The organism is Antarcticimicrobium luteum, from assembly GCF_004358185.1.
In the GTDB taxonomy this organism is placed as follows: Bacteria; Pseudomonadota; Alphaproteobacteria; order Rhodobacterales; family Rhodobacteraceae; genus Antarcticimicrobium; species Antarcticimicrobium luteum.
In genome coordinates, this window is record NZ_SMUV01000044.1 from 12,512 (window position 1) to 35,522 (window position 23,011).

Genomic DNA, 23,011 nt, shown 5'->3' on the forward strand with positions numbered 1-23,011 from the left:
CTAGGTTAAACATGAAGGAGACGCACATGTTTGGCATTCCCGGCAAGCAAGCCGTGACGATAACCCCCCGCGCCGCGGCGCAGATCGCCAGGCTGATGCAGCAGGCCGGCCATGCCGGGCTGCGCATCGGTGTGAAAAAGGGCGGCTGCGCCGGCATGGAATACACCATGGACTATGTCGACGAGGCCGATCCCAATGACGAGGTGGTCGAGCAGGACGGCGCCCGGGTGATGATCGCGCCGATGGCGCAGATGTTCCTGTTCGGCACCCAGATCGATTATGAGGTGAGCCTGCTGGAATCGGGGTTCAAGTTCAACAACCCCAATGTGGCCGAGGCCTGCGGCTGCGGCGAATCCATCAAGTTCAAGGATATGCCCGACGCCGCCGAAGCCGCGGCGCAGAAATAGGCACCCGGCCGGACATCACGACATTGCTCCCGGCGCGCGCCCCCGCAGGGGCCTGGCCAATTGTCTCGCCCCACGCCCGGTGTTAGGACAGGTCGGAACAAAAGCGGGGGTAAGGTATGCGGCGGAAACTTGCGGCGGGAAACTGGAAGATGAACGGCACCGGCGGCGCGCTGGCCGAGCTGGACGCTCTGGTCAAGGCGCACCCCGCGCCGGGCTGCGAGATCCTGATCTGCCCGCCTGCCCCGCTCATCCACCGCGCCGCCCAGACCACACAGGGCACCGCCGTCGCCATTGGCGGCCAGGACAGCCATGCCGAGACATCGGGCGCCCACACCGGCGACACCAGCGCCGGGATGCTGCTGGATGCTGGCGCGCGATATGTCATCCTTGGCCACTCCGAACGGCGCGCCGACCATGGCGAGACCAGCGAGACCGTGCGCGCCAAGGCCCGCACGGCGATGCAGGTGGGCCTCGCCGCAATCGTTTGCCTGGGCGAAACGCTGGCCCAGCGCGAGGCGGCCAATACGCTCGACATCATCGGCGGACAATTGTCGGGATCGGTGCCGGATCTGGCCACCGGCGAAAATCTTGTGATTGCCTATGAACCGGTCTGGGCCATCGGCACCGGCAAGGTGCCCACCACGGCGCAGATCGGCGAAGTGCACGATTTCCTGCGCGCCCGGCTCGAGGCCCGCTTTGGCGCCGGCGTCGGCCGCTCGGTCCGGCTGCTCTATGGCGGCTCGGTCAAGGGCGACAACGCCGCCGAGATCTTTGCAGTGCCCAACGTGGACGGCGCGCTGGTGGGCGGCGCCAGCCTGACCGCCGCCGATTTTTCGCCCATAGTGGCGGCGCTGGACGCCTCGGCCTGACACCCTCTATGCATGGCAGAGCGCCGCGAAGTGTGACCTTCGCGGCGCTTTCTCATGTCCGGGCGCGCCCGGTGGCCTCCGGTGAACGCAACCGGACAGGCGTCACTCGGCGGCGGTCACGTCTGCCTCGGACAACTCCCCGCTTTCGATCTGCTCGCGCTCGATCGACTCGAACAGCGCCTTGAAGTTGCCCTCGCCGAAACCATCGTCGCCCTTGCGCTGAATGAACTCGAAAAAGATCGGGCCGATCACCGTCTTTGAGAAGATCTGCAACAGGATCCGGGTCTCGCCGCCGTCCACGACCCCCTCGCCGTCGATCAAAATGCCGTGCGTCTTCATCCGCTCGATCGGCTCCTCATGGTCGGTGACACGGTCGTGGCTCATGTCGTAATAGGCTGCCGGCGGGGCGGGCATGAACCGGATGCCGCGCGCGGCGATGGCATCGGTGGAGCCGTAGATATCCTCGGTGCCCACTGCGATATGCTGGATGCCCTCGCCTCCGTACTTCTTCAGATAGGCCACGATCTGACCCTTCTCGCCGCGATCCTCGTTGATCGGGATGCGGATGCGGCCGCAGGGAGAGGTCAGCGCGCGGCTCAACAGGCCGGTGAATTTCCCCTCGATGTCGAAGAACCGGATTTCCTTGAAGTTGAACAGATCGCCATAGAACCTGAACCATTTGTCCATGTTCCCCTTGAAGACGTTGTGGGTCAGGTGATCGAGGTAATAGAAACCGACGCCTGCGGGCTTGGACTGCGTCAGCCACTCGAACTCGGCGTTATAGGGCGAGGTGTCGTAGTACTGGTCGATGAAATAGATCAGGCTGCCGCCGATGCCCCTGATCGCCGGCACCTCCATGGTCTTGTCGCTGCCCTCATAGGGTTCCGCGCCCATTTTCACCGCGTGATCATAGGCATGCTGCGCGTCGACCACGCGCCAGCCCATCGAGGGGGCGCAGGGGCCGTGCTCGTCGACAAAGCGGGCGGCGAATGTGTCCGGTTCGGCGTTCAGAATGTACGTGATGTCGCCCTGCTGCCAAAGCTCGATGCCCGGTTTGCGCCTGTGGCGACCGACCAGCTCATAGCCCATGCTGGCGAACAGATCGCGCAGCGCCTGCGGCTCGGGGCTGGCGAATTCGACGAACTCGAACCCGTCGGTCCCGGCGGGGTTCGCGGCGCTGATCACCGATTTCGGGGCATTGTGCGGGAACGGTCCCATGGCGCGTCTCCTTTTCAGGCTATGGTGGTCACTGGGGTGGTCACTGATGCTTAAAATACGTCATGAGATCCGCGCGAATTGCGCATTCTTTCGCATCAACCGCAGTTGATATGCGGATTTTTTGCATTACCTTGAATGTGAACGAGGAAACACCGCACATGCTGGATGAAACCGATACGCGCCTGCTGGACGCGCTGCAAAAGAACGCCCATCTGACCGCGCAGGAGCTGGGCGATCTGCTGAACCTCTCGCCCAGCCAGGCCGGCCGCCGCCGCCAGCGGCTCGAGGCCGAGGGTTATATCGTGGGCTATTCCGCCCGGCTCGACCCGCTGAAACTGGGGCTGCACGTGCAGGGCTTCATCCAGGTCCAGCTGCACTCGCACGGCCCCGAACAGGCGCAGGGGTTCGCCCGGCTGGTGCGCACCCGGCCCGAGATCATCAGCGCCTGGACGATGACCGGAGAGGCAGATTACCTGCTGCGGGTCTATTGCAGCGACCTGCCGGCCCTGAACACCTTGCTTCACGAGATCATCCTGCCCCATCCTGCCGTTGCCCGCGTGCAGAGCCAGATCGTCATGGATCAGCTCAAACGCGACGCGCCGCTGCCCACCTGACGCCCGAAAGGACCGCACCTGATGGAGACCTTCCTGTTCCAGGCCACGATCTATCTGGCCGCGGCGGTGATCGCCGTGCCCTTTGCCGCGCGTATGGGGCTGGGGTCGGTGCTGGGCTATCTCGCCGCCGGCATCGTGATCGGGCCGGTGCTGGGTCTGGTCGGTTCGGAAACCCAGGATCTGCAGCATTTCGCCGAGTTCGGCGTGGTGATGATGCTGTTCCTGATCGGGCTGGAGCTGGACCCGCGGGCGCTGTGGGACATGCGCCACCGGCTGATCGGGCTGGGCGGGCTGCAGATCGTGTTCTCGACCCTGGCGATCATGGGGGTGGCCATGCTGGCCGGCGAAACCTGGGAGGTGGGTCTTGCCGTGGGTCTGGCGCTGTCGCTGTCCTCGACCGCGATCGTGCTTCAGACGCTGTCGGAAAAGGGGCTGATGCGGACCGGCGGCGGCCGCTCGATGTTCTCGGTGCTGCTGACGCAGGACATCGCGGTGATCCCGATCCTGGCGCTGCTGCCGCTGCTGGCGATGGCGCCGCCGGGGGCCCAGCTTGGCAATGACGGCTCGATCCGGCGCGCGGTGCAAGAGGGCGCCCACGGCAGCGGTCAGGACGGGCTGTCGCTGGTCGAGGGGCTGCCGGGTTGGGGCGTCACGCTGGTGACCATCGCCGCCGTCGGCTTTATCATCCTCGCCGGAGTCTATCTGACCCGGCCGGTGTTCCGCTATATCCACGCCGCCCACCTGCGCGAGATGTATACCGCGCTGGCGCTGGGGATCGTGGTCGGCATCTCGTTCCTGATGACGCTGGTCGGGCTGTCGCCGGCGCTGGGGGCGTTCCTGGCCGGCGTGGTGCTGGCCAACAGCGAATTCCGGCATGAACTGGAGAGCGATCTGGAACCCTTCAAGGGGCTGCTGCTGGGCCTGTTCTTCATCACCGTCGGGGCCGGCATCAATTACCGCGCCTTCCTGGCCGATCCGCTCGATCTGATCGGGCTGGCGTTGCTGCTGATCCTGGCCAAGGGCACGGTGCTGTTCTTCGTCGGCCGTGCCTTCAATCTCAGGGGGCGCGATCACTGGCTGTTCACCCTCGGCCTCGCCCAGGCGGGGGAATTCGCCTTTGTCCTGCTGGCGTTTTCGACGCAACAGAACGTGATCCCGCAGCAACTGTCGGAAAAGCTGCTGCTGGTGGTCGCGCTGACCATGCTGATCACGCCGCTTCTTTTCATCGCCTATGATCTGCTGTCCAACCGGATGAAGGAGGGGGCGCCGAAAGTCAAAGCGGACGAGATCGACGATCAGGGCCCAGTCATCATCGCCGGGATCGGGCGGTTCGGGCAGATCGTCAACCGGCTGGTGCGCGCCAGCGGGGTCAAGACCATCGTTCTTGATCACGACATGGAGACGATCCAGCTGATGCGCCGCTTTGGCGTCAAGGGGTTCCTGGGCGACCCCACCCGGCCCGAGCTGCTCAAGGCGGCGGGTCTGGGCAAGGCGCGGGTGCTGGTGGTGGCGCTGGACGACCCGGCCAATGCCACAAGGCTGGTGACCTATGCGCGTCGGGAACGGCCCGACCTGCATATCGTGGTGCGCGCCCATGACCGCCATCATGTCTACGAGCTCTACCGTGCGGGCGCCGACGACATCGTGCGCGAGATGTTCGACAGCTCGCTGCGCGCCGGGCGCTATGTGCTGGAGAATATCGGCCTCACCGAGTTCGAGGCGGCGCAGGCCGAACAGACCTTTTACGCCCACGACCGCTATACCGTTCGGGAACTGGCCAAGGTCTGGGATCCGAACGTCCCGGCCAGCGAAAACGCCGCCTATATCCAGCGCGCCACCGAGCTGGAAAAGGAGCTGGAGGCGGCGCTGCTGGATCTGGCGCAGGAAGAGGACAAAAAATCGGCCTGAGCCCGGTTTCCTGCCTTGAACGAATACGCCCGGCCATTGGCCGGGCGTTTTGGTTTCGGCAAGTCGGTTTCCCGCTCAACCTTCGCTGACGCCCGCCTCGGCAAAGGTGGCCATGCCGGAATGGCAGGCCAGCGCGCCGCGCAGAACCGGGATCGCCAGCGCCGCGCCGGAGGCTTCGCCCAGGCGCAGACCCAGCGACAAGAGCGGCTCCTTGCCCAGCCGCTGCAGCAGGGCGGCGTGGGCCAGTTCGGCGCTTTGATGACCGGCCAGCGTGTGGTCGAGCGCGCGGGCATTCACCGCCTGCAGACAGGCCGCCGCCGAGCAGCAGATAAACCCGTCGAGCAGAACCGGGATCCGCCGCATCCGAGCCGCCGCGATGGCACCGGCCATGGCCGCGATCTCGCGCCCGCCCAGATGCGCCAGCGCATCGAGCCCATCGTTGATCTGCGGCTTGTGCAGCGCCACCGCCTGTTCGACGACGCGCGCCTTGCGCGCCACCCCCTCGTCGTCAAGGCCGGTGCCGCGCCCGGTCCAATCCGCCGCCTCGCCGCCATAAAGCGCATGGCAGAGGGCCGCCGCGGCGGTGGTATTGCCGATGCCCATCTCGCCCACCACCAGCAGATCGGCATCGCGGTCGACGGCCACCCAGCCAGCGCGCAGGGCGGCGGTCAGCTCGGCCGCGCTCATCGCGGGCGCTTCGGTGAAATCGGCGGTCGGGCGATCAAGCTCCAGCGCGACCACGTCCATCCGCGCCCCGGCGGCCCGGGCCAGCTGGTTGATCGCGGCGCCGCCGGCCTCGAAATTCGCCACCATCTGCGCGGTCACATCGGCGGGAAAGGCCGAGATCCCCTGCGCCGTCACCCCGTGGTTGCCGGCAAAGACGATCACCTGCGGCGCGGCGATCTGCGGCCGCGGCTCGCCGCGCCAGCCGGCGTACCAGACCGCCAGATCCTCGAGACGGCCGAGGGCCGCTGGCGGTTTGGTCAACTGGCTGTTGTGCGCCTCGGCGGCCTTGCGGGCGGCGCCGTCGGGCTCGGGGGCGGCCGCGAGCACGGCGCGGAACTGATCGAGGTCATTGAAATCCGGAAGCATGGGCCACTCTCGTTGCATCGGGTCAGACCCCGGTGTTTAACCCTGTGGCGACCGGCCTCAACCCCGGAAAGGAAACCATCATGCGGAAAAACGACATCCTGTCCATCGTATCGCGCGATATCCTTCTGGCGCTGGTGCTGCTGACGCGGCTGCCGCTGCCGCGCCTGCCCGAGGCCGCCTTTGCCCGACAGGCGCGGGCCGGCTGGGCGTTTCCGCTGGCCGGGCTTGCCGTTGCGGCGCCGGCCTGTGCGCTGGGGGCGCTGGCCGCGCGGGCCGGGCTGCCGCCGGCGGTTGCGGCCGGGCTGGTGCTGGCCGCACAGGTGATGCTGAGCGGCGCGATGCACGAGGACGGGCTGGCCGACAGCGCCGACGGGCTCTGGGGCGGGATGACCCCGGCCCGGCGGCTGGAGATCATGAAGGACAGCCGCGTCGGCAGTTACGGGGTACTGGCGCTGATCCTGTCGGTGGGGCTGCGCTGGAGCGCGCTGGCCGGGCTGGCGGCCGCCGGCGCCTGGGGCGCGGTGTTGGCGGCGGCGATCCTGTCGCGCGCGGGCCTACCGGCGCTGATGACCGCCCTGCCCCATGCCCGCGAGAACGGGCTGTCGCGGGCGGTGGGGCGCCCCGGACGCGGGCCTGCCTGGGCGGCGGTTGCGCTCGCCCTGATCGCCGCGCTGATCCTGACCGGCGCCGCGACCCTTGCCGCGGCGCTCTGGGCTGGGCTGGCGGTGGCGGGCACGGGCGCGCTGGCGCGGGCCAGACTGGGCGGGCAGACCGGCGATATTCTGGGCGCGGCGCAGCAACTGGCCGAGATCGCGGCACTGATCAGCTTTCTGGCCGTGATTCCGGCCTAATCGGACCCCTCGGTCGGGATCTTCAGGATATGGCCGCAATGCTTGCAATGCACCGCGTCCGGGTCGTGGCGCAGCAGCCCGCATTCGGAACACTGAAAGCGCACCTTTTGCGGCTGGAACAGGGCCCGGACCAGTTGCAGAAAAAGCGCCACGCCGAACACCATTACGAAGATCGAGAAAAGCTTGCCCAGCGTGGTCTGCAGGGTGATGTCGCCGAACCCCGTGGTGGTCAGCGTGGCGACGGTGAAATAGATCGCGTCGATATAGGCCGCCGGCCCCGGCTGCCTGTCGAAGAACAGCACATAGGCAAGCGAGGAGGTGGCGAACAGGAACACGGTCAGATTGACCGCGGCGATCACCGCATCCTCACGGGCGCGGAAGAACGGGCTGTCGCGCCGCAGGTCGCGAAGCAGGTGATAGGAATGGATCAGGCGCAGCCCCCGCAGGATGCGCAGAAAGGCCAGGCTGTGCGACAGGAAGGGATCAAGGATTAGGACCACGATCACCACCAGATCGGCCAGGGTGTGGATCTGGCGCAGCAGCCGCATCCGGTTGCGTTCGATCCATAGGCGGGCCGAGAAATCCAGCAGGATCATCAGGCCGATCGCCGAGCTGACCAGATGCACCGCCAGGGTCTGGGTAAAGGGCGCGGCGACGATGAAATAGAGAATGCTCAGCGCGTCGAACAGGATCAACGCATAGCGGAACCGGACCGAGCGCGGGTCCTGCCCCTTGTAGAGGCGTTTGACGCGGGTCTTCAGATTGTCGTTCATCTCGGTCGGGTCAGGATCGCGGATCATGCGTCAAGCTAAGCGCAAAGCGGCGGCGAACCGCAAGGAAAAGCGCCTGAAAAACCGGCGCGAACCGCCCGTCCGGCAAAGAAAAACCGCGCCCGGCAGGGCGCGGTCCGGGATTGTCCTGCGGGCCGGTCAGGCCGCGCGCGACATCAGCACATCGTCCACCTGCTTGGCGGCCAGAATCTCGTCGCCCCCCGAGACGGCGGCAACCTCGCGGGTCAGACGTTCCAGCGCGGCCTCGTAAAGCTGACGCTCGGAATAGCTCTGCTCGCGCTGATCGTCGGTGCGATGCAGGTCGCGGACCACCTCGGCGATCGAGATCAGGTCACCCGAGTTGATCTTCTGCTCGTATTCCTGGGCCCGGCGCGACCACATGGCCCGTTTTACCTTGGCCTTGCCCTTGAGCGTCTTCATCGCCTGGTCGATCACGTCGGGCGAGCTGAGCGAGCGCATGCCCACCTCGGTCGCCTTGTTGGTGGGGACCCGCAGGGTCATCTTGTCCTTTTCGAAAGAAATCACGAACAGCTCCAGCTTGATGCCGGCCACTTCCTGTTCCTCGATCGATACGATCTGGCCGACGCCGTGCGCCGGATAGACAACGTATTCGTTCGGGCGGAATTCGAGTTTCTTGGACTTGGTCATTCAGGTCTTCCTTGTTATCGTCCGCATCGCCAGGCGACAAAAAAGCAGCCGCGGGCCAAACGATATGCCCCGTCACGCTGCGTTTTCGACAAAATTAACCCACCCCAGTGCGAGCTTTCATGGTGGGGAGATCCGGGCGTTTCCATCAACTGTTGTGAATATATAACACAAAATACCCCTTTCCGAAAGGGGCAGCAGGCGGCCAACCTGAAACCAGCCTTGGTTTCAATGCCTTACGCCGCAATCCATATGCGCCGCACCCCCCCGGGGCGTCGAATCACTCAGCCGCCTTCGCCGGGATTCTCGGAAAAGTACTTCTCGCGTTTGCCGGTCTCGCCATCGCGCTCCTCGGCCTCGGGCAGCGGATCCTTCTTGGTGATGATCACCGGCCACATTTCGGAGTACTTCCGGTTGAACTCCACCCATTGATCCATATCCGGCTCGGTATCGGGACGGATCGCATCGGCGGGGCACTCAGGCTCGCACACGCCGCAGTCGATGCATTCGTCGGGATGGATGACCAGCATGTTCTCGCCCTCATAGAAACAATCCACGGGGCAAACCTCGACACAGTCGGTGTATTTGCAGGCGATGCAGTTGTCGATCACAACATAGGTCATGGGCAGGTTTCCGTCTGAACGTCTGCGCCCTTAGCTAGAGCAGCGCGCACGGTACTTCAAGGCGTCAATCCGTCCCCGGCCTGCGGGAAAGATCAAGCGCCCGCCGATCCCGTTTGCCGGGGCGACCTTTTCCCTCGAACCGCGGATTGGGCGGGGCATCGTCCCGTGTTTCGGTCAATTCCGTATACAGCATCTGCGCCTCGCGCGCCGGGCCGCGGCGAAGACCCAGCGCCTCGACCCGCACCACCCGCACAAGGTTCGGCTGCGCCAGGGTCAAGACATCGCCCGGCGTCACCGCCTGCGCCGGCTTCTGCGCGCGCACCCCGTTCACCCGCACATGGCCCGCTGTGACCTGCGCGGCGGCCAGGCTGCGGGTCTTGCAGAACCGGGCATGCACCAGCCATTTGTCCAGCCGCAGCCTGGCCCCGGGCACGGGGTTTGTCATCTGCTCCGCCACCGGCGCGCTACTTGCCGGTCTTCAGCCCCATCAGCGCGGCGGCGAAGGGGTTGTCAGGATCGATCGGCTTCTCCTTGCGGGGCGGACGCGCGGAAAAGCTCTTGGCGCCCTGACCCTGGCCCTGGCCGCGCTCGCCCCTCGGCTTGTTGCCCTCGGGTTTCTTGCCGCGCGGTTTTCCGGCGGGCTTACCGCCGGGCTTGCCCTGCGGCCTGCCGCGGCCCTGCGCGGACCGGCCCCGGCCCGCGGCGCTGCGCGCCCAGGTGAAGGTATAATAGACCTCCATCTCCGGCTCGCCCGCCGCATCGACTTGCGCGTCGTCAACCACGCCCGCGTCTCCGGCCTCGGCGGCAACGCCCTCTTCTGCGGCTGGCTCGTCGGTCACAGCGTCTGGGGTCGCGGGCTCGTCTGTCAAGGGCTCGTCGGTCACGGATTCGTCGGTCACGGATTCGTCTGCCGCAGGCTCGTCGGTCACGGATTCGTCTGCTGCGGAGCCTTCAGTGCCCGCGGCGGCTGCGGGCTCGGAAACAGCACCGGATTCGGCAGCCTCGACAGCTGCGTCCGTGGCAACGGCCGGCTCGGCCGGCGCATCCCCCGCCACGTCCGGCGCGGCCTCGACGGTGGGGGCTGGGGCGGCAGTCGGTTTCGCCTTCACCCGCTCGCCCTTCTCGGCGGCATAGCCCAGGCCCTGCATCAGGTCCGCGAACTGTTCCAGAGTCATGCCGGTGATCGACAGCATGTCCGGCGTTGCCTCGAACCCGCTGCGGCTGTCCTGGCCGCGCAGCAGGTCGGCCAGACGCTCCAGCATGTCGATGCGGATCGACCGCTCGCCGGCGGCGCGATAACCGCACATGGTGTCATAGCCCTCGGGCGCGTCCTTGGCGGTGGGAACGGTCACCAGCCCCGGCGGCGGCGCCTCGGGAAACTCATCCAGCCCGCGCGCCAGCGACCATAGCACCAGCCGCAGACGGGTCGGCGCCGGTTTCAGCAGCAACGGCATGAACACGGTGAACTGGCCGAACCGGATGCCATGCTTGCGCAGGGCGCCACGCGCCTCCTGGTCCAGCGCCTTGACGTCCTGCGCCACGCTGGCGCGCGGCAGCAGCCCCAGCGCCTCGACCATGCGAAAGGCGAACCCTTTGGCCAGACCGTTCAGCGTCTCGTCCCGCTGCAGGGTCAGCAGCGGCTCGAACAGCGCGGCGATCTTGCGGTCGATGAAATGCTGCAACCGGCGCTGCACCTTCTGTGCCACATCGGGGCCGGCGACGTCATCGACGAAGACCTCGACCTGTGGCTTCAGCGGATCGGCCCCGGCGACCAGTTTGCCAACCGCATGCTCGCCCCACATCAACCCGCCCTGTTCGGTATAGTCGATCTCGGTATCGGGGGCGTTGTAGAAGCGGTCGGCGCGCAGATGGAATTGCGGCGCCAGCGCCTGCAACGCGGCCGATTTGACGGTTTTTGCCTCGGCGCCGGCTGCGGCGCCCTTGTCCGGTGAAAACCGGAACCCTTCCAGCCGACCGACGAATTCGCCTTCGACGGTCACTTCACCCTTGTCGTTCACCTCGGCCAAAAGGGCCTCCTTCTGTTTGAGCCGGCGCAGCAGAACACTGGTGCGCCGGTCCACAAATCTCTGTGTCAGGCGCTCATGCAGCGCATCGGACACCCTGTCTTCTACAGCGCGCGTTTCCCCGCGCCAATGGCTTTCGTCACCGACCCAGCCCCGACGCTGCGCGACATAGGTCCATGTGCGAATATAAGCCAAACGTTTACTTAATGTGTCGATATCCCCGTCGGTCCGGTCGATGCGCCGGATCTGGCGGGCCAGGAAATCGTCGGGAATCACCCCGCCCTGATGCAGGTGGTTGAAGATCACCTCCAGAAGGCCCGCATGTTCGGCGTGGCTGATGCCGCGGAAATCGGGGATCCGGCAGACATCCCAGAGCAGCCGGATGGTGGGCCCATCGCCGGCACGGGCCAGAATGTCCGGCACCTGCGCCAGGGTTTTCAGCGTGGCCAGATCGTCGGCCTCGCGGGCGCGCATCAGAACCTCGCCCTCCGGCGCCGCCTCAAGCGACCGGATCAGCCGGTCGACCGAGCCGAATTGCAGCGCCGCGTTGCGCCAGTTGAGCTTCCTCAGCGGCGCAAAGCGATGCTCCATGATCGCCTGCGCCATCCCCTCGTCCAGCGGCCGCACATCGCCGGTGACGCCAAAGGTTCCGTCCGACATCCCGCGCCCGGCGCGGCCGGCGATCTGCGCCAGCTCGTTCGGTTGCAGCGGTCGCATCCGCCGTCCGTCGAACTTTGAAAGCGATGAGAAAGCAACGTGATCGACGTCGAGGTTCAACCCCATGCCGATGGCATCGGTGGCCACCAGATAATCGACCTCGCCGTTCTGATAGAGCTCCACCTGCGCGTTGCGCGTCCGTGGTGACAACGCCCCCATCACAACCGCCGCACCGCCCTTTTGCCGTCGGATCAGCTCGGCGATGGCGTAAACGTTTTCAACCGAGAACCCGACGATGGCGCTGCGCGGCGGCATACGGCCTATCTTTTTGGAACCTGTATACACAAGCTGGCTCATCCGATCGCGCCGCGCGAACTGCACATCGGGCACCAGCGCGGCGATCGGACCGCGCATGGTGTCAGAGCCCAGGAACAATGTTTCATGCTGCCCGCGCGCGCGCAGCAGGCGGTCGGTAAAGACATGGCCGCGCTCGGGATCGGCACACAGCTGGATCTCGTCCACAGCGACGAAATCGGCGCCCATCCCCTCCGGCATCGCCTCGACCGTGCAGACCCAGTACCGGGTGCGCGGCGGCACGATCCGCTCCTCGCCCGTGACCAGCGCCACCACCGAGGGGCCGCGCAGGCCGACGATGCGGTCATAGACCTCGCGCGCCAGCAGCCGCAGCGGCAGGCCGATCACGCCGGTGCGGTGGCCCAGCATGCGTTCGATCGCATAGTGCGTCTTGCCGGTATTGGTCGGCCCCAGCACGGCCACGATCCGGGATGACCCGTTACCCATCAATCCTGCCTCATGCCGGCCCGCCTGGCGGGATTACAGCGCCTTGCCCTCGACCTCGGGCTTCAGCCGCTCCAGCGCCTTGGCTACATCCTCATGATGGGGATTGATAGCCTGGGCGCGCTGATAGGCACGATAGGCGGTTTCGGTGTCACCGAAGCCCTCCAGAATGGTGCCCAGACCAAAGATTGCGCGGTAATTGCTGGGATTGAGCGCCAGCGCATGCTCCAGATCCGCCACCGCCGGCCCCAGCAGCCCCGCCTCGAAATAGGCCGAGGCGCGCATATGCCAGCCTTCGGCAAATCCCGGCGCATGGTCGGTCAGCGCCGTCAGATGCTCGATCGCCGCTGCCGTATCGCCGTTCTCCAGCGCCTCTCGCCCGCGCTTGAGAAGCAGATCCATCGCCGGCGACCCGCTCTTGCTCCACAGCGCATTCAACTGCCGTTCCAGCCGCCGCGCCTCCTCCGGCCCGGCATCGCTCAGCGCCGAAAGCAGCGCCCGTTCATCGCCGGTATCGGCGTTTTGCGCGGCCAGAGGCTGGCAAATCGCCGAAAACAGCACGGTTGCCGTCACGATACCTTTGAGATTGCGGTGTTTAACGCTCATAACAAGGCGTAATGTAACGCGGCGGGCGCCGAATACCAGAGGGGCCGGCCCAGCGAGAATGAGGAAATTATGAGCGACTTTCTGGAAAAGGCCGCGGCCGAACTGAATGAAAAGCTCTCCGGCGGCGGCTTCGACGGCTTGGCCAAGCTGCAGGTGACGGATCTGGGCGCCATCGTGCTTGACGCAAGTGGCGCGCGGGTCTCGGACGACGAGGCCGACGTCACCCTCAGCGCCGATGCCGAAACCTTCGAGGGGATCGTGTCGGGCGAGACCAACCCCACCGCCGCCTTCATGAGCGGCAAGCTCACCATCGACGGCGACATGGGGCTGGCGATGAAACTGGCCGCGGTCCTGGCCTGATGGATCCGGCGTCGGCCCCGCTCTTTGATGACGTGGCCGGCGGCCCGCCGGGCGGCGCGGCCTGGTGGCTGCGCGCCTCGGACCGGGTGCGTATCCGTATCGGCTGCTGGCGCCCCGAGGGCGCGGCGCGCGGCACCGTCCTTCTGTTTCCCGGACGCACGGAATACGTCGAGAAATATGGCGCCGCCGCCGCCGATCTGGCCGCGCGCGGCTTTGCCACCCTGGCGGTCGACTGGCGCGGTCAAGGACTGGCCGACCGGCTGCTGGACGACCCGCGCCCGGGCTATATCGGACACTTCCCCGATTATCAGCGCGATGTGGCCGCGGTGGTGGAGGCCGCCACCCGGCTTGACCTGCCGAAACCCTTGTTCCTGCTCGCCCATTCCATGGGCGGCTGCATCGGGCTGCGCGCGCTGATCGAGGGCGCGCCGGTGCAGGCCTGCGCCTTTACCGGCCCGATGTGGGGCATCCGGATGCCGATTCTGCTGCGCCCGGCCGCCTATGGCGCCGCCTATATCGGTCCGCTGCTGGGTCTGGGCGGGCGGCTGATGCCATCTACCAAGCCGGACAACTACGTCGAGATGCAAGCCTTTGACGGCAACGCGCTGACCACCGACCCCGGAATGTACGCAATGATGCAGGCGCAGCTTTCCGCCCATCCCGACCTTGGTCTCGGCGGCCCCAGCGTGAACTGGATGCGCGCGTCGCTGAACGAGATGGCTGATCTGGCGCGCAGGCCCGCCCCCGCCCTGCCCTGCGTGACGTTTCTGGGCACCTGCGAAAGCATCGTCAGCGCCGAGGCCATCCGCGACCGAATGGCCGGCTGGCCCGGCGGGCACCTCGACATGGTCGAGGGCGCCCGGCACGAAGTCATGATGGAGGGCCCGGAGATCCGCGCCCAGGTCTTCGACCGCATCGCAGCGCTGTTTTCCCAATCCGGCGGGACCGGCAGCTGACAGCCGGGCGCGGCGCGTCCGGTCCTTTCTGGCCCCATGGGCACCGCCCGTTCGCGGGCGCGCACCGGCCCATCGCCTTGAACCTCGCGCCCCGGACACATAATCATTCTCCAAACAACACAGAGGTTCCCCATGCCGCGTTTCTCCGCCCTGCTCTTCGAAACCGTCCCGACCTTCGAGAAACCAGAGACCGGCGGCGCGCCGCTGGGCAATCTGCCGGAATGGGATCTGAGCGATCTCTACTCATCCGAGAACGCCGCTGAGCTGAAACGCGACCTGGATTGGCTGGAACGCGCCTGCGCCGATTTCGCCGCCGATTACGAAGGCAAGCTGGCCGGGCTCGACGCCAAGGGGCTGCTCGACTGTGTGCTGCGCGACGAGAAGATCACCCAGGTCGCCGGACGCATCATGTCCTACGCCGGTCTGCGGTATTACCAGCAGACCACCGATGCGGGCCGGGCCAAGTTCCTGTCCGACTGCCAGGAAAAGATCACCAACTTTACCACCCCGCTGGTCTTCTTCTCGCTGGAGCTGAACCGGATCGAGGACGACCGTCTGGGCGCGCTGATGGCCGAGAACGCCGATCTGGCGCGATACGAGCCGGTGTTCCGCCGCATCCGCGCGATGAAACCCTATCAGCTCTCCGACGAGCTGGAGAAGTTCCTGCACGATCTGGGCGTGGTCGGCGACGCCTGGGAGCGGCTCTTTGACGAGACCATCGCCGGGCTGGAGTTCGAGGTGCAGGGCGAGACGCTGGGCATCGAGGGCACGCTGAACCTGCTGACCGAACAGGACCGCGACACCCGCGAGGCCGCCGCGCGCGAACTGGCCCGCGTGTTCGGCGAGACGATCAAGGTCTTTTCCCGGGTCCACAACACCCAGGCCAAGGAAAAGGAAATCGTCGACCGCTGGCGCGGCATGCCCAGCGCGCAGACCGCCCGGCACCTGTCGAACGATGTCGAACCCGAGGTGGTCGAGGCGCTGCGCAGCGCGGTGGTCGCCGCCTATCCGCGCCTGAGCCACCGCTATTACGAACTCAAGCGCAAATGGCTCGGCCTTGACAAGATGCAGGTCTGGGACCGCAACGCGCCGCTGCCGATGGAGGTGACCCGCAAGATCGGCTGGGACGAGGCCGAACAGATGGTGATGACGGCCTACAGCGCCTTCGATCCGCGCATGGGCGAAATCGCCGAACCCTTTTTCCGCAAGGGCTGGATCGACGCGGGCGTGAAACCCGGCAAGGCGCCGGGCGCCTTTGCCCACCCCACCGTGACCGACGCGCATCCCTATGTGCTGCTGAACTATCTCGGCAAGCCGCGCGATGTGATGACCCTTGCACATGAGCTGGGCCACGGGGTGCATCAGGTGCTGGCCGCCGGTCAGGGCGAGCTGTTGTCCTCCACCCCCCTCACCCTGGCCGAAACCGCCAGCGTGTTCGGCGAGATGCTGACTTTCCGCAAGATGCTCGACACCGCCAGGGACGACGCCGAGCGCAAGGTACTGCTGGCCGGCAAGGTCGAGGATATGATCAACACCGTGGTCCGCCAGATCGCGTTTTACGATTTCGAGTGCAAATTGCACGCGGCGCGCCGCGGCGGAGAGCTGACCCCGGACGACATCAACGCGCTGTGGATGTCGGTGCAGGCCGAAAGCCTCGGGCCGGCGTTCGAGTTCATGGACGGCTATGAATCCTTCTGGGCCTATATCCCGCATTTCGTCCATTCGCCGTTCTACGTCTATGCCTATGCCTTTGGCGACGGTCTGGTGAACGCGCTCTACTCGGTCTACGCCGAGGGCGCCGAGGGGTTCGAGGAGAAGTATTTCGACATGCTGAAAGCCGGCGGATCGAAGCACCACAAGGATTTGCTGGTGCCCTTCGGCCTCGATGCCTCCGACCCCGGGTTCTGGGACAAGGGGCTGAGCATGATCGAGGGTTTCATCGACGAGCTGGAGGCGATGGAGGGCTGAGCAGGCTCTCCGGAAACGCTCCAGAGGAGCGTTTCGCCTGCGAACGGGCCGAGCCCTGGCAACGCGGGCGCCGGGGCTGCGGCGGGGCTTCGCCCCTTCGCATTCTTTGATCTCGGGGGGCCGGAATGACAGACCGCAAGGACAACCCGCCCCCGCTCAGGGACCGCCTGCGGGCCATGTTGAGGCGGATCCGCACCCGCGTCCCCCGCGGGTTGCGCTTCGTGCTGGGACTGCTGATGATCGCGGGCGGGGTCTTCGGGTTCCTGCCTGTGCTGGGCTTCTGGATGATCCCGCTCGGCGTGATGGTCGCCGCCTTCGACGTGCGGCTGGCCCTGCGCTGGTGGCGCCAGAGGCGGAACAACCACCGGCGCTGAGGCCAGCCCGACCCGGGCCCTATTTCAACTGGCTGTCCTTCGACCCGCGCCGGTTGATGCCGCCGCGCGCCTGATGGGCGCCGTCGCGTTCCTGCTGACAGTCGATGCACAGTTTGACGCCGGGGATCGCCAGACGGCGTTTCTCCGGGATCGGTTCCTCGCATTCGGCGCAATGGGTCAGGCTTTCGCCCACCGGCGCGCGCCGCGCCTTGAGCCGCGCCAACTCGTCGTTGATCGAGGCTTCGATCTGTTCGCTCACCGCGCCGTCGCGCGCCCATCCACCTGCCATGGCCGATCCCCCTTTCCCGAAAATCTAGTCCCGGACGCGCCGCTTGCCTAGGGGGAAGCCACGTTCCACTTTGCCAGTTGCCTTTTCTCGCATAGCGTGTGCGAGACAACGCATGAACGGGAGGCATTCAGAAAAATGCGGACTTTTGGCAAATGGCTGGGCCGTCTGATCGGTCTGGCGATCGTGCTGGCCGCGATCGGGGCGGCGGTGTTCTTTCTGTTTCTGCCCGGCTACGTGGAAAACACCCGCAACAACGTGATCGACCACGATCCCTATCCGGTGTCCGGGGCGGCAAAGACGCTGCACGACAGCCTGATCGTGGGCGACTGGCATGCCGACAGCCTGCTATGGTCGCGCGATCTGACCGAACGCGGCAGCCGCGGCCAGGTCGACATCCCGCGCCTGCAGGAGGGCAATGTCGCGGTGCAGGTCTTTACCGCCGTGACCAAAAGCCCCACCGGCCAGAATTACGACGAAAACTCGGCCGAGGCGTTCGACAACATCACGCTGCTGGCGATCGCCCAGCTCTGGCCCCGGGCCGCGTGGACCAGCCTGCTGGAGCGTGCGCTGCATCAAGCCGCGAAACTGCGCGGCTTCGAGGCTGCCGCGCCGGACGATCTGAAGGTGATCCGCAGCCGCGCCGACCTCGACATGGTGCTCGAGGCGCGCGCCAGCGGCCGCAGGATCGTCGGCGGGCTGCTGGGCATCGAGGGCGGGCACCCGCTGGAGGGCGATCTGGCCAATCTCGACCGGCTGGAGGCGGCGGGCTATCGTCTGGTCGCACTCCAGCATTTCTTTGACAACGCTCTTGGCGGTTCGTTGCATGGAACATCCGGTCAGGGGCTGACCGAGTTCGGCCGCGCCGTGGTGCGCGAGGTGGCCAGCCGGGGCATGGTGCTGGATCTGGCACATTCCAGCCCGCAGGTGGCCCGCGATGTGCTGGCGATCACCGACATCCCGCTGGTGGTCAGCCATACCGGCATTCACGGGGCCTGCCCGGTCAAGCGGAACTTTCCCGACGAATTGATGCAGCAGATCGCGGCCACCGGCGGTGTGATCGGCATCGGCTATTGGGACGAGGTCACCTGCGGCAACATCACGCCGGAGGGGATCGCCCGGATGATCCGCTCCGCCATCGACCAGCTGGGGGCCGATCACGTCTCGCTCGGGTCCGACTATGACGGCTCGGTGGAGACCGCATTCGACAGCTCGGAACTGGCCGCGCTGACCTCTGCGCTGCTGGATCAGGGGCTGAGCGACGAGCAGATCCGCAAGGTGATGGGTGAAAACATGGTCCGCGTGCTGCGCGCCCGGCTGAACTGACCCGGGTCTCCGGCACGGCAAAGGGCGGGCGCGCGCGACGCGCCCGCCCGGAACCCGTATCTATCTGCCCTTTTTCGCGCCAAGCGTGAGCGGTTTGGCCGCTCCGGAATTCGCCGTTGCCAGAACCTTCGGCTTTTCCTGCTTTGGCTTCTTGGCTTCTTTGTTGCCGCGTTTGTTGTTGCCTTTTCCCATAAGTGTCTCCCACAAAGAAATGTCCCGCCGGCGACAGGCCGGGGGATCGTCCCTCAAGAAAACCAGGGTGTCCCGACAAGAGTCAGGTCGATGATTTTGGTGAGTCGCATTCGCGGCCGAGTCGTGGCCGTCCTGCGCGGAAATAGCCTACGCCGGCGCCAGACACTGCGCAAGCGGCAGCTGAGGGCGCCGCGCCGGTCACAGCCTGCGCAGAGCCCCGGGAAAAAGCGGCGTTAGCCCTTTTTCTTTGCTTCGGCCGCGGCTTTCATCCGGGCCAGCAGCTCTTCTTTCGTCGCGCGACCGCCAACGGGCTTCTGGTCGGTCCCGGCGGCGTTATGCTCCTTGTGACGCGGCGCATTCCTGCCCGGCTTGGGAGCTCCCAATTTTCCGTAGTTCATGGCAATTCTTTCAAGACTGGGGCGTTTTGCACAGCGTGATGCCCCAAATGGTCCCCCTGCACAAGGTGCAGCGGGAGGAACGGTGGCGACAGCCCCCCGCAACGGCCCGCACCCTGCCCCATATCGGGGGCAGGAACCGTTGCGGGCCACTCGGCGGCGGGCGCATGCAATCAGGCGGTCGCCATCATGCCCTTTTCCTTGGCCAGGTCGCGCATCTTTTTCTGCAGCTTTTCAAAGGCGCGCACCTCGATCTGGCGAATGCGCTCCCGGCTCACGCCGTACTGGCCGCTCAGATCCTCCAGGGTCACCGGCCGGTCGGCCAGACGGCGCTGGGTCAGGATGTCCTTTTCGCGGTCATTCAGCACGTCCAGCGCCTGCGCCAGCAGCTCGCGCCGCGCCTCCAGTTCGTCCCTGGCCTCATAGTCGCCGGCCTGGTCGGCATCCTCGTCCTCCAGCCAGTCCTGCCACTGCATGGTGCCTTCGCCTTCGGAGCCGACCGTAGCGTTCAGCGAGGCATCGCCGCCCGACATCCGCCGGTTCATGCTGATCACCTCATCCTCGGTCACGCCCAGATCATGCGCGATCCGCTGGACGTTCTCGGGGCGCAGATCGCCCTCTTCCAGCGCACCGATGCGCGCCTTGGCCTTGCGCAGGTTAAAGAACAGCTTTTTCTGCGCGCTGGTGGTGCCCAGTTTCACCAGGCTCCAGGACCGCAGGATATATTCCTGGATACTAGCACGGATCCACCACATCGCATAGGTGGCCAGGCGGAAGCCTTTTTCCGGATCGAAGCGTTTGACCGCCTGCATCAGGCCCACATTGGCCTCGGAAATCACCTCAGCCTGCGGCAGACCGTAGCCGCGGTAGCCCATGGCGATCTTGGCCGCCAGCCGCAGGTGGCTGGTTACCATTTTGTGCGCCGCGGCGGTGTCCTGTTCCTCGACCCAGCGCTTGGCCAGCATGTATTCCTCTTCCGGCTCCAGCAGCGGAAACTTGCGGATCTCCTGCAGGTAGCGGTTCATCCCGCCTTCCGGGGACGGGGCCGGCAGATTTGCGTAATTTGCCATTGTCGTCTGTCACCCTCGATGTTTATTAGCTTAACATTGACTTAGGTAAGCGATCTTGCCTTTTCAAGGGGACCGCGCTTCAGATCCTTTAACGTCCCGGCGTTCCATTTCCGTCGCTGCGCGGCCAGAACGGCCGCACTCGCCGGTGGGAGATCATGTCTAGCATAGCCGTCCGGCCGCGGCGAAGTGCAATTTCCATGCGTTTTTGCATAGAATACCTGCGAATTTTCGGAATTTCATTGATTCCCCGGCGCCCTAAGGTCGCCAGCATTCAGATCGAGGTCCCCGACATGCCGCAGTCTCACGATTTCTTGAAGCCGCCCTCCGCGTCCACCCTGCCCGATGCGGCCCGGCCGCTCTTTGCCGCCGCCGGGCTGCTCTACCTCGTCATAATCGCCTGCGGGGTATGGAGCGAAGGGATCGCGCGCGCGGCGCTGATCACCCCCGGCGCGCCCGAGGCCACCCAAGAGGCGATCATGGCCGCGCCGGGGCTCTGGCGGCTGTCCATCGCCGCCGATCTGATCATGCTGCTGGCCGATGTGGCCATCGCGGCAACCTTCCTGCGGCTGTTTTCCGCCAGCTCACCGACGCTGGCGCCGCTGGCCTTCGCGCTGCGGCTGGTGCAGGCGGCGCTGATCGGTGCGGCGCTCTTGCCGCTGACGCTGGCGCCGCAACTCGCGCCGGGGATGCTGTGGCACGCCATCACGCTGCACGGGCTGGGCTATGACCTCGGGCTGATCTTCTTCGGGGTCAATTGCGTGGTCATGGCGGTGATGCTGCGCCGGGCGGGGCTGTTCGGGCGGGTGCTGCCGCTGGCGCTGGCCGGATCCGGGCTGGTCTATCTCGCCGGCAGCTTCACCGCGCTTTTCGCCCCCGCGCTCAATGCCGCGATGGAGCCCGCCTATGCCCTGCCGCTTCTGGCCGAAAGCGCCTTTTGCCTGTGGCTCATCATCCGGGGTCTGCGGCGCCCCCGCGCAGTGCCTCAAGCAGCCTGACCATATCCTCGGGCAGCGGCGCCTCGAACCGCAGCGCCTCGCCCGTCACCGGGTGGTCAAAGCCCAGAACGGCGGCGTGCAGCGCCTGCCGCGGGAAGCTGCGCACCGCCTCCAACGCCACCTCGGACAGCGCCTTCACCGCCAGCTTGCGCTTGCCGCCATAGGTCGGATCGCCGATCAGCCCGTGACCGGCATGGGCCATATGCACCCGGATCTGATGGGTGCGCCCGGTCTCCAGCCAGCAGGCCACCAGCGCCGCGACCGGCGGCGTGCCGAACCGCTCCTCCACCCGCACCCGCGTCACCGCATGCCGCCCTCCCTGGAACAGCACCGCCTGTTTCTGCCGGTCGGTCCTGTGGCGGGCCAGCTGGGTGGTGATCTTCATGATGTTGCCGGGCTCGAAACTCACGCCCTTGATGCCGCGCAGGCGCGGATCGCTGGCCTCGGGTACGCCATAGCAGACCGCCTGATATAGCCGTTCGGCGGTATGCACCTCGAACTGCGCCGCCAGCCCGTGATGTGCCGCGTCGGTCTTGGCCACCACCAGAAGCCCGCTGGTCTCCTTGTCGATCCGGTGCACGATGCCGGGCCGCTTGACCCCGCCCACGCCCGACAGATCGTCGCCACAATGGTGCAGCAGCGCATTGACCAAGGTGCCCGAGGGCGTGCCCGGCGCGGGATGCACCACCATGCCGGCGGGTTTGTTCACCACGATCAGCTCGTCATCCTCATAGACCACATCGAGCGCGATCGCCTCGGGGCCGATGTGGCTCTCCTCCGCGGCCTGCAGAACGATCTCGATCTGCGCGCCCTCGGCCACCCGCGCCTTGGCGTCGGTGACCGCAACGCCGTCGATCCGCACCGCGCCCTCGGCGATCAGCCGGACCAGCCGGGTGCGCGACAGCGCCGCCTCATCTGGCACATCGCGCGCAAGCGCCTTATCAAGGCGGGGCGGCGGAGCAGCCGCGATCTCGAAACCGACAATACGGCTGGCCATGACTGATCCCCTGCCCCACTCCGACGACGCCACCCCCGAGCCGGGGAACCTGCGCCTGTTGCGCCTTCTGGTCACCACGCTCACCGCGGTGATGATCGTCGGCCTTGTAGTGGTCGTCGGCCTGCTTGTCACGCGGCTGTCGAACAAGACCCCGCCCCTGCCGGAGACGATCACCCTGCCCGGCGGCGCGCAGGCGCTGGCGGTGACCATGGGGCCTGGTTGGTACGCCGTGGTCACGGACGATCAGCGGATCCTGATCTTCGACGCCACCAGCGGAAAGCTCCGCCAGACGGTCGGGATCGAGTGACCGGCCAGATATGGCCTGCATCGTTCATGGCCTGTCAGGGGGGGGGGGAATGGTACCGCCTTCCCGGCTTGAACGGGAGACCTCTGGATCCACAATCCAGCGCTCTAACCAACTGAGCTAAGGCGGCACTGGGGTGCGATTTAGCCAACCGTTCGGGCGAATGCAAGCAGTTTACAGATCAATCCGCCAGCTTTGCTCGACCAGATCGACGCCAAAGGAATGAACCGGCTTGCTCTCGGTCAGGCGCCATCCGGCGGCGGCATAAAGCGCACAGGCGGCCCGGTGGCTTTCATGGGTCCAGAGCACCATGTCGCGGTATCCCGTCTGGCGCGCGAACCCCATGCAGATGGCCAGAAGACGCTTGCCCAGCCCCTTGCCCCGCGCCTTCGGGTCCAGCAGGAACAGCCGCAGCTTGGCGGTCCCGCCGCCCGCGTCGACGCAGAATATGCTGCCCAGCCGCGCGCCGTTCTGCTCGGCGATCCACCCGCGTTCGCGCAGCGGATCGTGTCCGGCGTCGAAATCGGCGAGAATATCCGCCACCAGCGGACCGAATGTGTCGTCGAACCCCTCGTCGCGGCGATAAAGGGTCTGGTGCCGCTCGATCAGCCAGGCTGTATCATCGGCGGAAAAGGGGCGCAGAATCATATCGCTCATCGGCCCATCAACCCCCAACCCGGCTTGA

26 protein-coding genes and 1 tRNA gene are annotated in these 23,011 nt (G+C 66.2%); 12 read left to right on the top strand and 15 right to left on the bottom strand.

From position 1 onward, the window contains the following. The first annotated feature begins 26 nt into the window (after window positions 1-26). Entirely contained in the window at window positions 27-407 is a 381-nt protein-coding gene (locus E1832_RS02725) for a HesB/IscA family protein (protein WP_133358205.1), read from the top strand. Window positions 408-523: 116 nt separating this feature from the next. After that, window positions 524-1,276, top strand: coding sequence for a triose-phosphate isomerase (gene tpiA, locus E1832_RS02730; RefSeq protein ID WP_133358206.1), 753 nt, complete (start codon window positions 524-526; stop codon window positions 1,274-1,276). Between the two features lie 102 nt (window positions 1,277-1,378). Here the strand turns inward: tpiA and hppD are convergent, their stop codons facing one another. Then, window positions 1,379-2,494 (bottom strand): 4-hydroxyphenylpyruvate dioxygenase, encoded by a 1,116-nt coding sequence (gene hppD / locus E1832_RS02735; RefSeq protein WP_133358207.1) that lies wholly within the window; start codon window positions 2,492-2,494, stop codon window positions 1,379-1,381. Between the two features lie 158 nt (window positions 2,495-2,652). Between hppD and E1832_RS02740 the strand changes: the two genes are divergently transcribed. Both E1832_RS02740 and E1832_RS02745 read left to right on the top strand, forming a co-directional pair. Continuing rightward, window positions 2,653-3,108 (top strand): Lrp/AsnC family transcriptional regulator, encoded by a 456-nt coding sequence (locus E1832_RS02740; RefSeq protein WP_133358208.1) that lies wholly within the window; start codon window positions 2,653-2,655, stop codon window positions 3,106-3,108. A gap of 21 nt (window positions 3,109-3,129) precedes the next feature. Continuing rightward, window positions 3,130-5,016 carry a monovalent cation:proton antiporter-2 (CPA2) family protein gene (locus tag E1832_RS02745; protein ID WP_133358209.1) on the top strand — a complete coding sequence of 629 codons (1,887 nt, stop codon included), beginning with the start codon at window positions 3,130-3,132 and terminating at the stop codon, window positions 5,014-5,016. A gap of 75 nt (window positions 5,017-5,091) precedes the next feature. On the opposite strand, the gene cobT is transcribed toward E1832_RS02745, so the two are convergent. Continuing rightward, the gene (gene cobT, locus E1832_RS02750) at window positions 5,092-6,108 is read right to left on the bottom strand and encodes a nicotinate-nucleotide--dimethylbenzimidazole phosphoribosyltransferase (RefSeq protein WP_133358210.1); all 1,017 of its coding nucleotides are present in this window, start codon (window positions 6,106-6,108) and stop codon (window positions 5,092-5,094) included. An 80-nt stretch (window positions 6,109-6,188) separates the two neighbouring features. Here cobT and cobS point away from each other — a divergent pair, with 80 nt between their 5' ends. Further along, window positions 6,189-6,959 carry an adenosylcobinamide-GDP ribazoletransferase gene (gene cobS, locus E1832_RS02755; RefSeq protein WP_133358211.1) on the top strand — a complete coding sequence of 257 codons (771 nt, stop codon included), beginning with the start codon at window positions 6,189-6,191 and terminating at the stop codon, window positions 6,957-6,959. On the opposite strand, the gene E1832_RS02760 is transcribed toward cobS, so the two are convergent. From E1832_RS02760 to E1832_RS02785, 6 genes are all read right to left on the bottom strand, one after another. Continuing rightward, window positions 6,956-7,759 (bottom strand): potassium channel family protein, encoded by an 804-nt coding sequence (locus E1832_RS02760; RefSeq protein ID WP_245513784.1) that lies wholly within the window; start codon window positions 7,757-7,759, stop codon window positions 6,956-6,958. The genes cobS and E1832_RS02760 overlap by 4 nt on opposite strands. A 129-nt stretch (window positions 7,760-7,888) precedes the next feature. After that, on the bottom strand, window positions 7,889-8,398 hold the full coding sequence (locus tag E1832_RS02765) for a CarD family transcriptional regulator (protein ID WP_133358212.1): 510 nt from the start codon (window positions 8,396-8,398) through the stop codon (window positions 7,889-7,891). Window positions 8,399-8,679: 281 nt separating this feature from the next. Further along, on the bottom strand, window positions 8,680-9,018 hold the full coding sequence (gene fdxA, locus E1832_RS02770; protein WP_133358213.1) for a ferredoxin FdxA: 339 nt from the start codon (window positions 9,016-9,018) through the stop codon (window positions 8,680-8,682). Between the two features lie 64 nt (window positions 9,019-9,082). Then, a complete protein-coding gene (locus E1832_RS02775) occupies window positions 9,083-9,463 on the bottom strand; it encodes an RNA-binding S4 domain-containing protein (RefSeq protein ID WP_165978777.1) in 381 nt (126 codons plus the stop codon). Between the two features lie 19 nt (window positions 9,464-9,482). Continuing rightward, on the bottom strand, window positions 9,483-12,500 hold the full coding sequence (locus tag E1832_RS02780; protein WP_133358214.1) for a helicase-related protein: 3,018 nt from the start codon (window positions 12,498-12,500) through the stop codon (window positions 9,483-9,485). Between the two features lie 33 nt (window positions 12,501-12,533). Beyond that, window positions 12,534-13,103, bottom strand: coding sequence for a tetratricopeptide repeat protein (locus tag E1832_RS02785; RefSeq protein WP_133358215.1), 570 nt, complete (start codon window positions 13,101-13,103; stop codon window positions 12,534-12,536). Between the two features lie 69 nt (window positions 13,104-13,172). Here E1832_RS02785 and E1832_RS02790 point away from each other — a divergent pair, with 69 nt between their 5' ends. The 4 genes from E1832_RS02790 (at window position 13,173) to E1832_RS02805 (ending at window position 16,761) form a co-directional block, all read left to right on the top strand. Continuing rightward, window positions 13,173-13,463, top strand: a complete 291-nt coding sequence (locus E1832_RS02790) for an SCP2 sterol-binding domain-containing protein (RefSeq protein ID WP_133358216.1) — start codon at window positions 13,173-13,175, stop codon at window positions 13,461-13,463. Beyond that, window positions 13,463-14,419: an alpha/beta hydrolase gene (locus tag E1832_RS02795; RefSeq protein WP_133358217.1), complete on the top strand. Its 957-nt coding sequence runs from the start codon at window positions 13,463-13,465 to the stop codon at window positions 14,417-14,419. Before E1832_RS02790 ends, E1832_RS02795 begins: the two co-directional genes overlap by 1 nt. A 132-nt stretch (window positions 14,420-14,551) precedes the next feature. Continuing rightward, complete coding sequence (locus E1832_RS02800) at window positions 14,552-16,387, top strand: M3 family oligoendopeptidase (protein WP_133358218.1); 1,836 nt, start codon at window positions 14,552-14,554, stop codon at window positions 16,385-16,387. 125 nt (window positions 16,388-16,512) lie between these two features. Continuing rightward, entirely contained in the window at window positions 16,513-16,761 is a 249-nt protein-coding gene (locus E1832_RS02805) for a hypothetical protein (protein WP_133358219.1), read from the top strand. Window positions 16,762-16,780: 19 nt separating this feature from the next. Here the strand turns inward: E1832_RS02805 and E1832_RS02810 are convergent, their stop codons facing one another. Then, window positions 16,781-17,050, bottom strand: a complete 270-nt coding sequence (locus tag E1832_RS02810; protein ID WP_133358220.1) for a DksA/TraR family C4-type zinc finger protein — start codon at window positions 17,048-17,050, stop codon at window positions 16,781-16,783. 135 nt (window positions 17,051-17,185) lie between these two features. Between E1832_RS02810 and E1832_RS02815 the strand changes: the two genes are divergently transcribed. Beyond that, window positions 17,186-18,373: a dipeptidase gene (locus tag E1832_RS02815; protein ID WP_133358221.1), complete on the top strand. Its 1,188-nt coding sequence runs from the start codon at window positions 17,186-17,188 to the stop codon at window positions 18,371-18,373. Between the two features lie 60 nt (window positions 18,374-18,433). Here the strand turns inward: E1832_RS02815 and E1832_RS23075 are convergent, their stop codons facing one another. The 3 genes from E1832_RS23075 to rpoH all read right to left on the bottom strand — a co-directional run bounded on the left by E1832_RS23075 (window position 18,434) and on the right by rpoH (window position 20,030). Then, the gene (locus tag E1832_RS23075) at window positions 18,434-18,565 is read right to left on the bottom strand and encodes a hypothetical protein (RefSeq protein WP_280960196.1); all 132 of its coding nucleotides are present in this window, start codon (window positions 18,563-18,565) and stop codon (window positions 18,434-18,436) included. 233 nt (window positions 18,566-18,798) lie between these two features. Then, on the bottom strand, window positions 18,799-18,963 hold the full coding sequence (locus tag E1832_RS22385; RefSeq protein ID WP_165978778.1) for a hypothetical protein: 165 nt from the start codon (window positions 18,961-18,963) through the stop codon (window positions 18,799-18,801). Between the two features lie 170 nt (window positions 18,964-19,133). Further along, a complete protein-coding gene (rpoH, locus tag E1832_RS02820) occupies window positions 19,134-20,030 on the bottom strand; it encodes an RNA polymerase sigma factor RpoH (RefSeq protein WP_133358222.1) in 897 nt (298 codons plus the stop codon). 311 nt (window positions 20,031-20,341) lie between these two features. On the opposite strand from rpoH, the gene E1832_RS02825 reads away from it, so the two are divergent. Then, complete coding sequence (locus E1832_RS02825) at window positions 20,342-21,025, top strand: DUF4386 domain-containing protein (RefSeq protein WP_245513785.1); 684 nt, start codon at window positions 20,342-20,344, stop codon at window positions 21,023-21,025. On the opposite strand, the gene E1832_RS02830 is transcribed toward E1832_RS02825, so the two are convergent. Beyond that, a complete protein-coding gene (locus E1832_RS02830; protein WP_133358224.1) occupies window positions 20,979-22,022 on the bottom strand; it encodes an RluA family pseudouridine synthase in 1,044 nt (347 codons plus the stop codon). The two genes, E1832_RS02825 and E1832_RS02830, sit on opposite strands and share 47 nt — an antisense overlap. On the opposite strand from E1832_RS02830, the gene E1832_RS02835 reads away from it, so the two are divergent. Further along, window positions 22,021-22,329: a DUF6476 family protein gene (locus tag E1832_RS02835; RefSeq protein ID WP_133358225.1), complete on the top strand. Its 309-nt coding sequence runs from the start codon at window positions 22,021-22,023 to the stop codon at window positions 22,327-22,329. The two genes, E1832_RS02830 and E1832_RS02835, sit on opposite strands and share 2 nt — an antisense overlap. 50 nt (window positions 22,330-22,379) lie before the next feature. On the opposite strand, the gene E1832_RS02840 is transcribed toward E1832_RS02835, so the two are convergent. Both E1832_RS02840 and E1832_RS02845 read right to left on the bottom strand, forming a co-directional pair. Next, window positions 22,380-22,456 (bottom strand) — tRNA-His (locus E1832_RS02840). Between the two features lie 44 nt (window positions 22,457-22,500). Then, entirely contained in the window at window positions 22,501-22,983 is a 483-nt protein-coding gene (locus E1832_RS02845) for a GNAT family N-acetyltransferase (RefSeq protein WP_133358226.1), read from the bottom strand. Window positions 22,984-23,011: the final 28 nt, after the last annotated feature.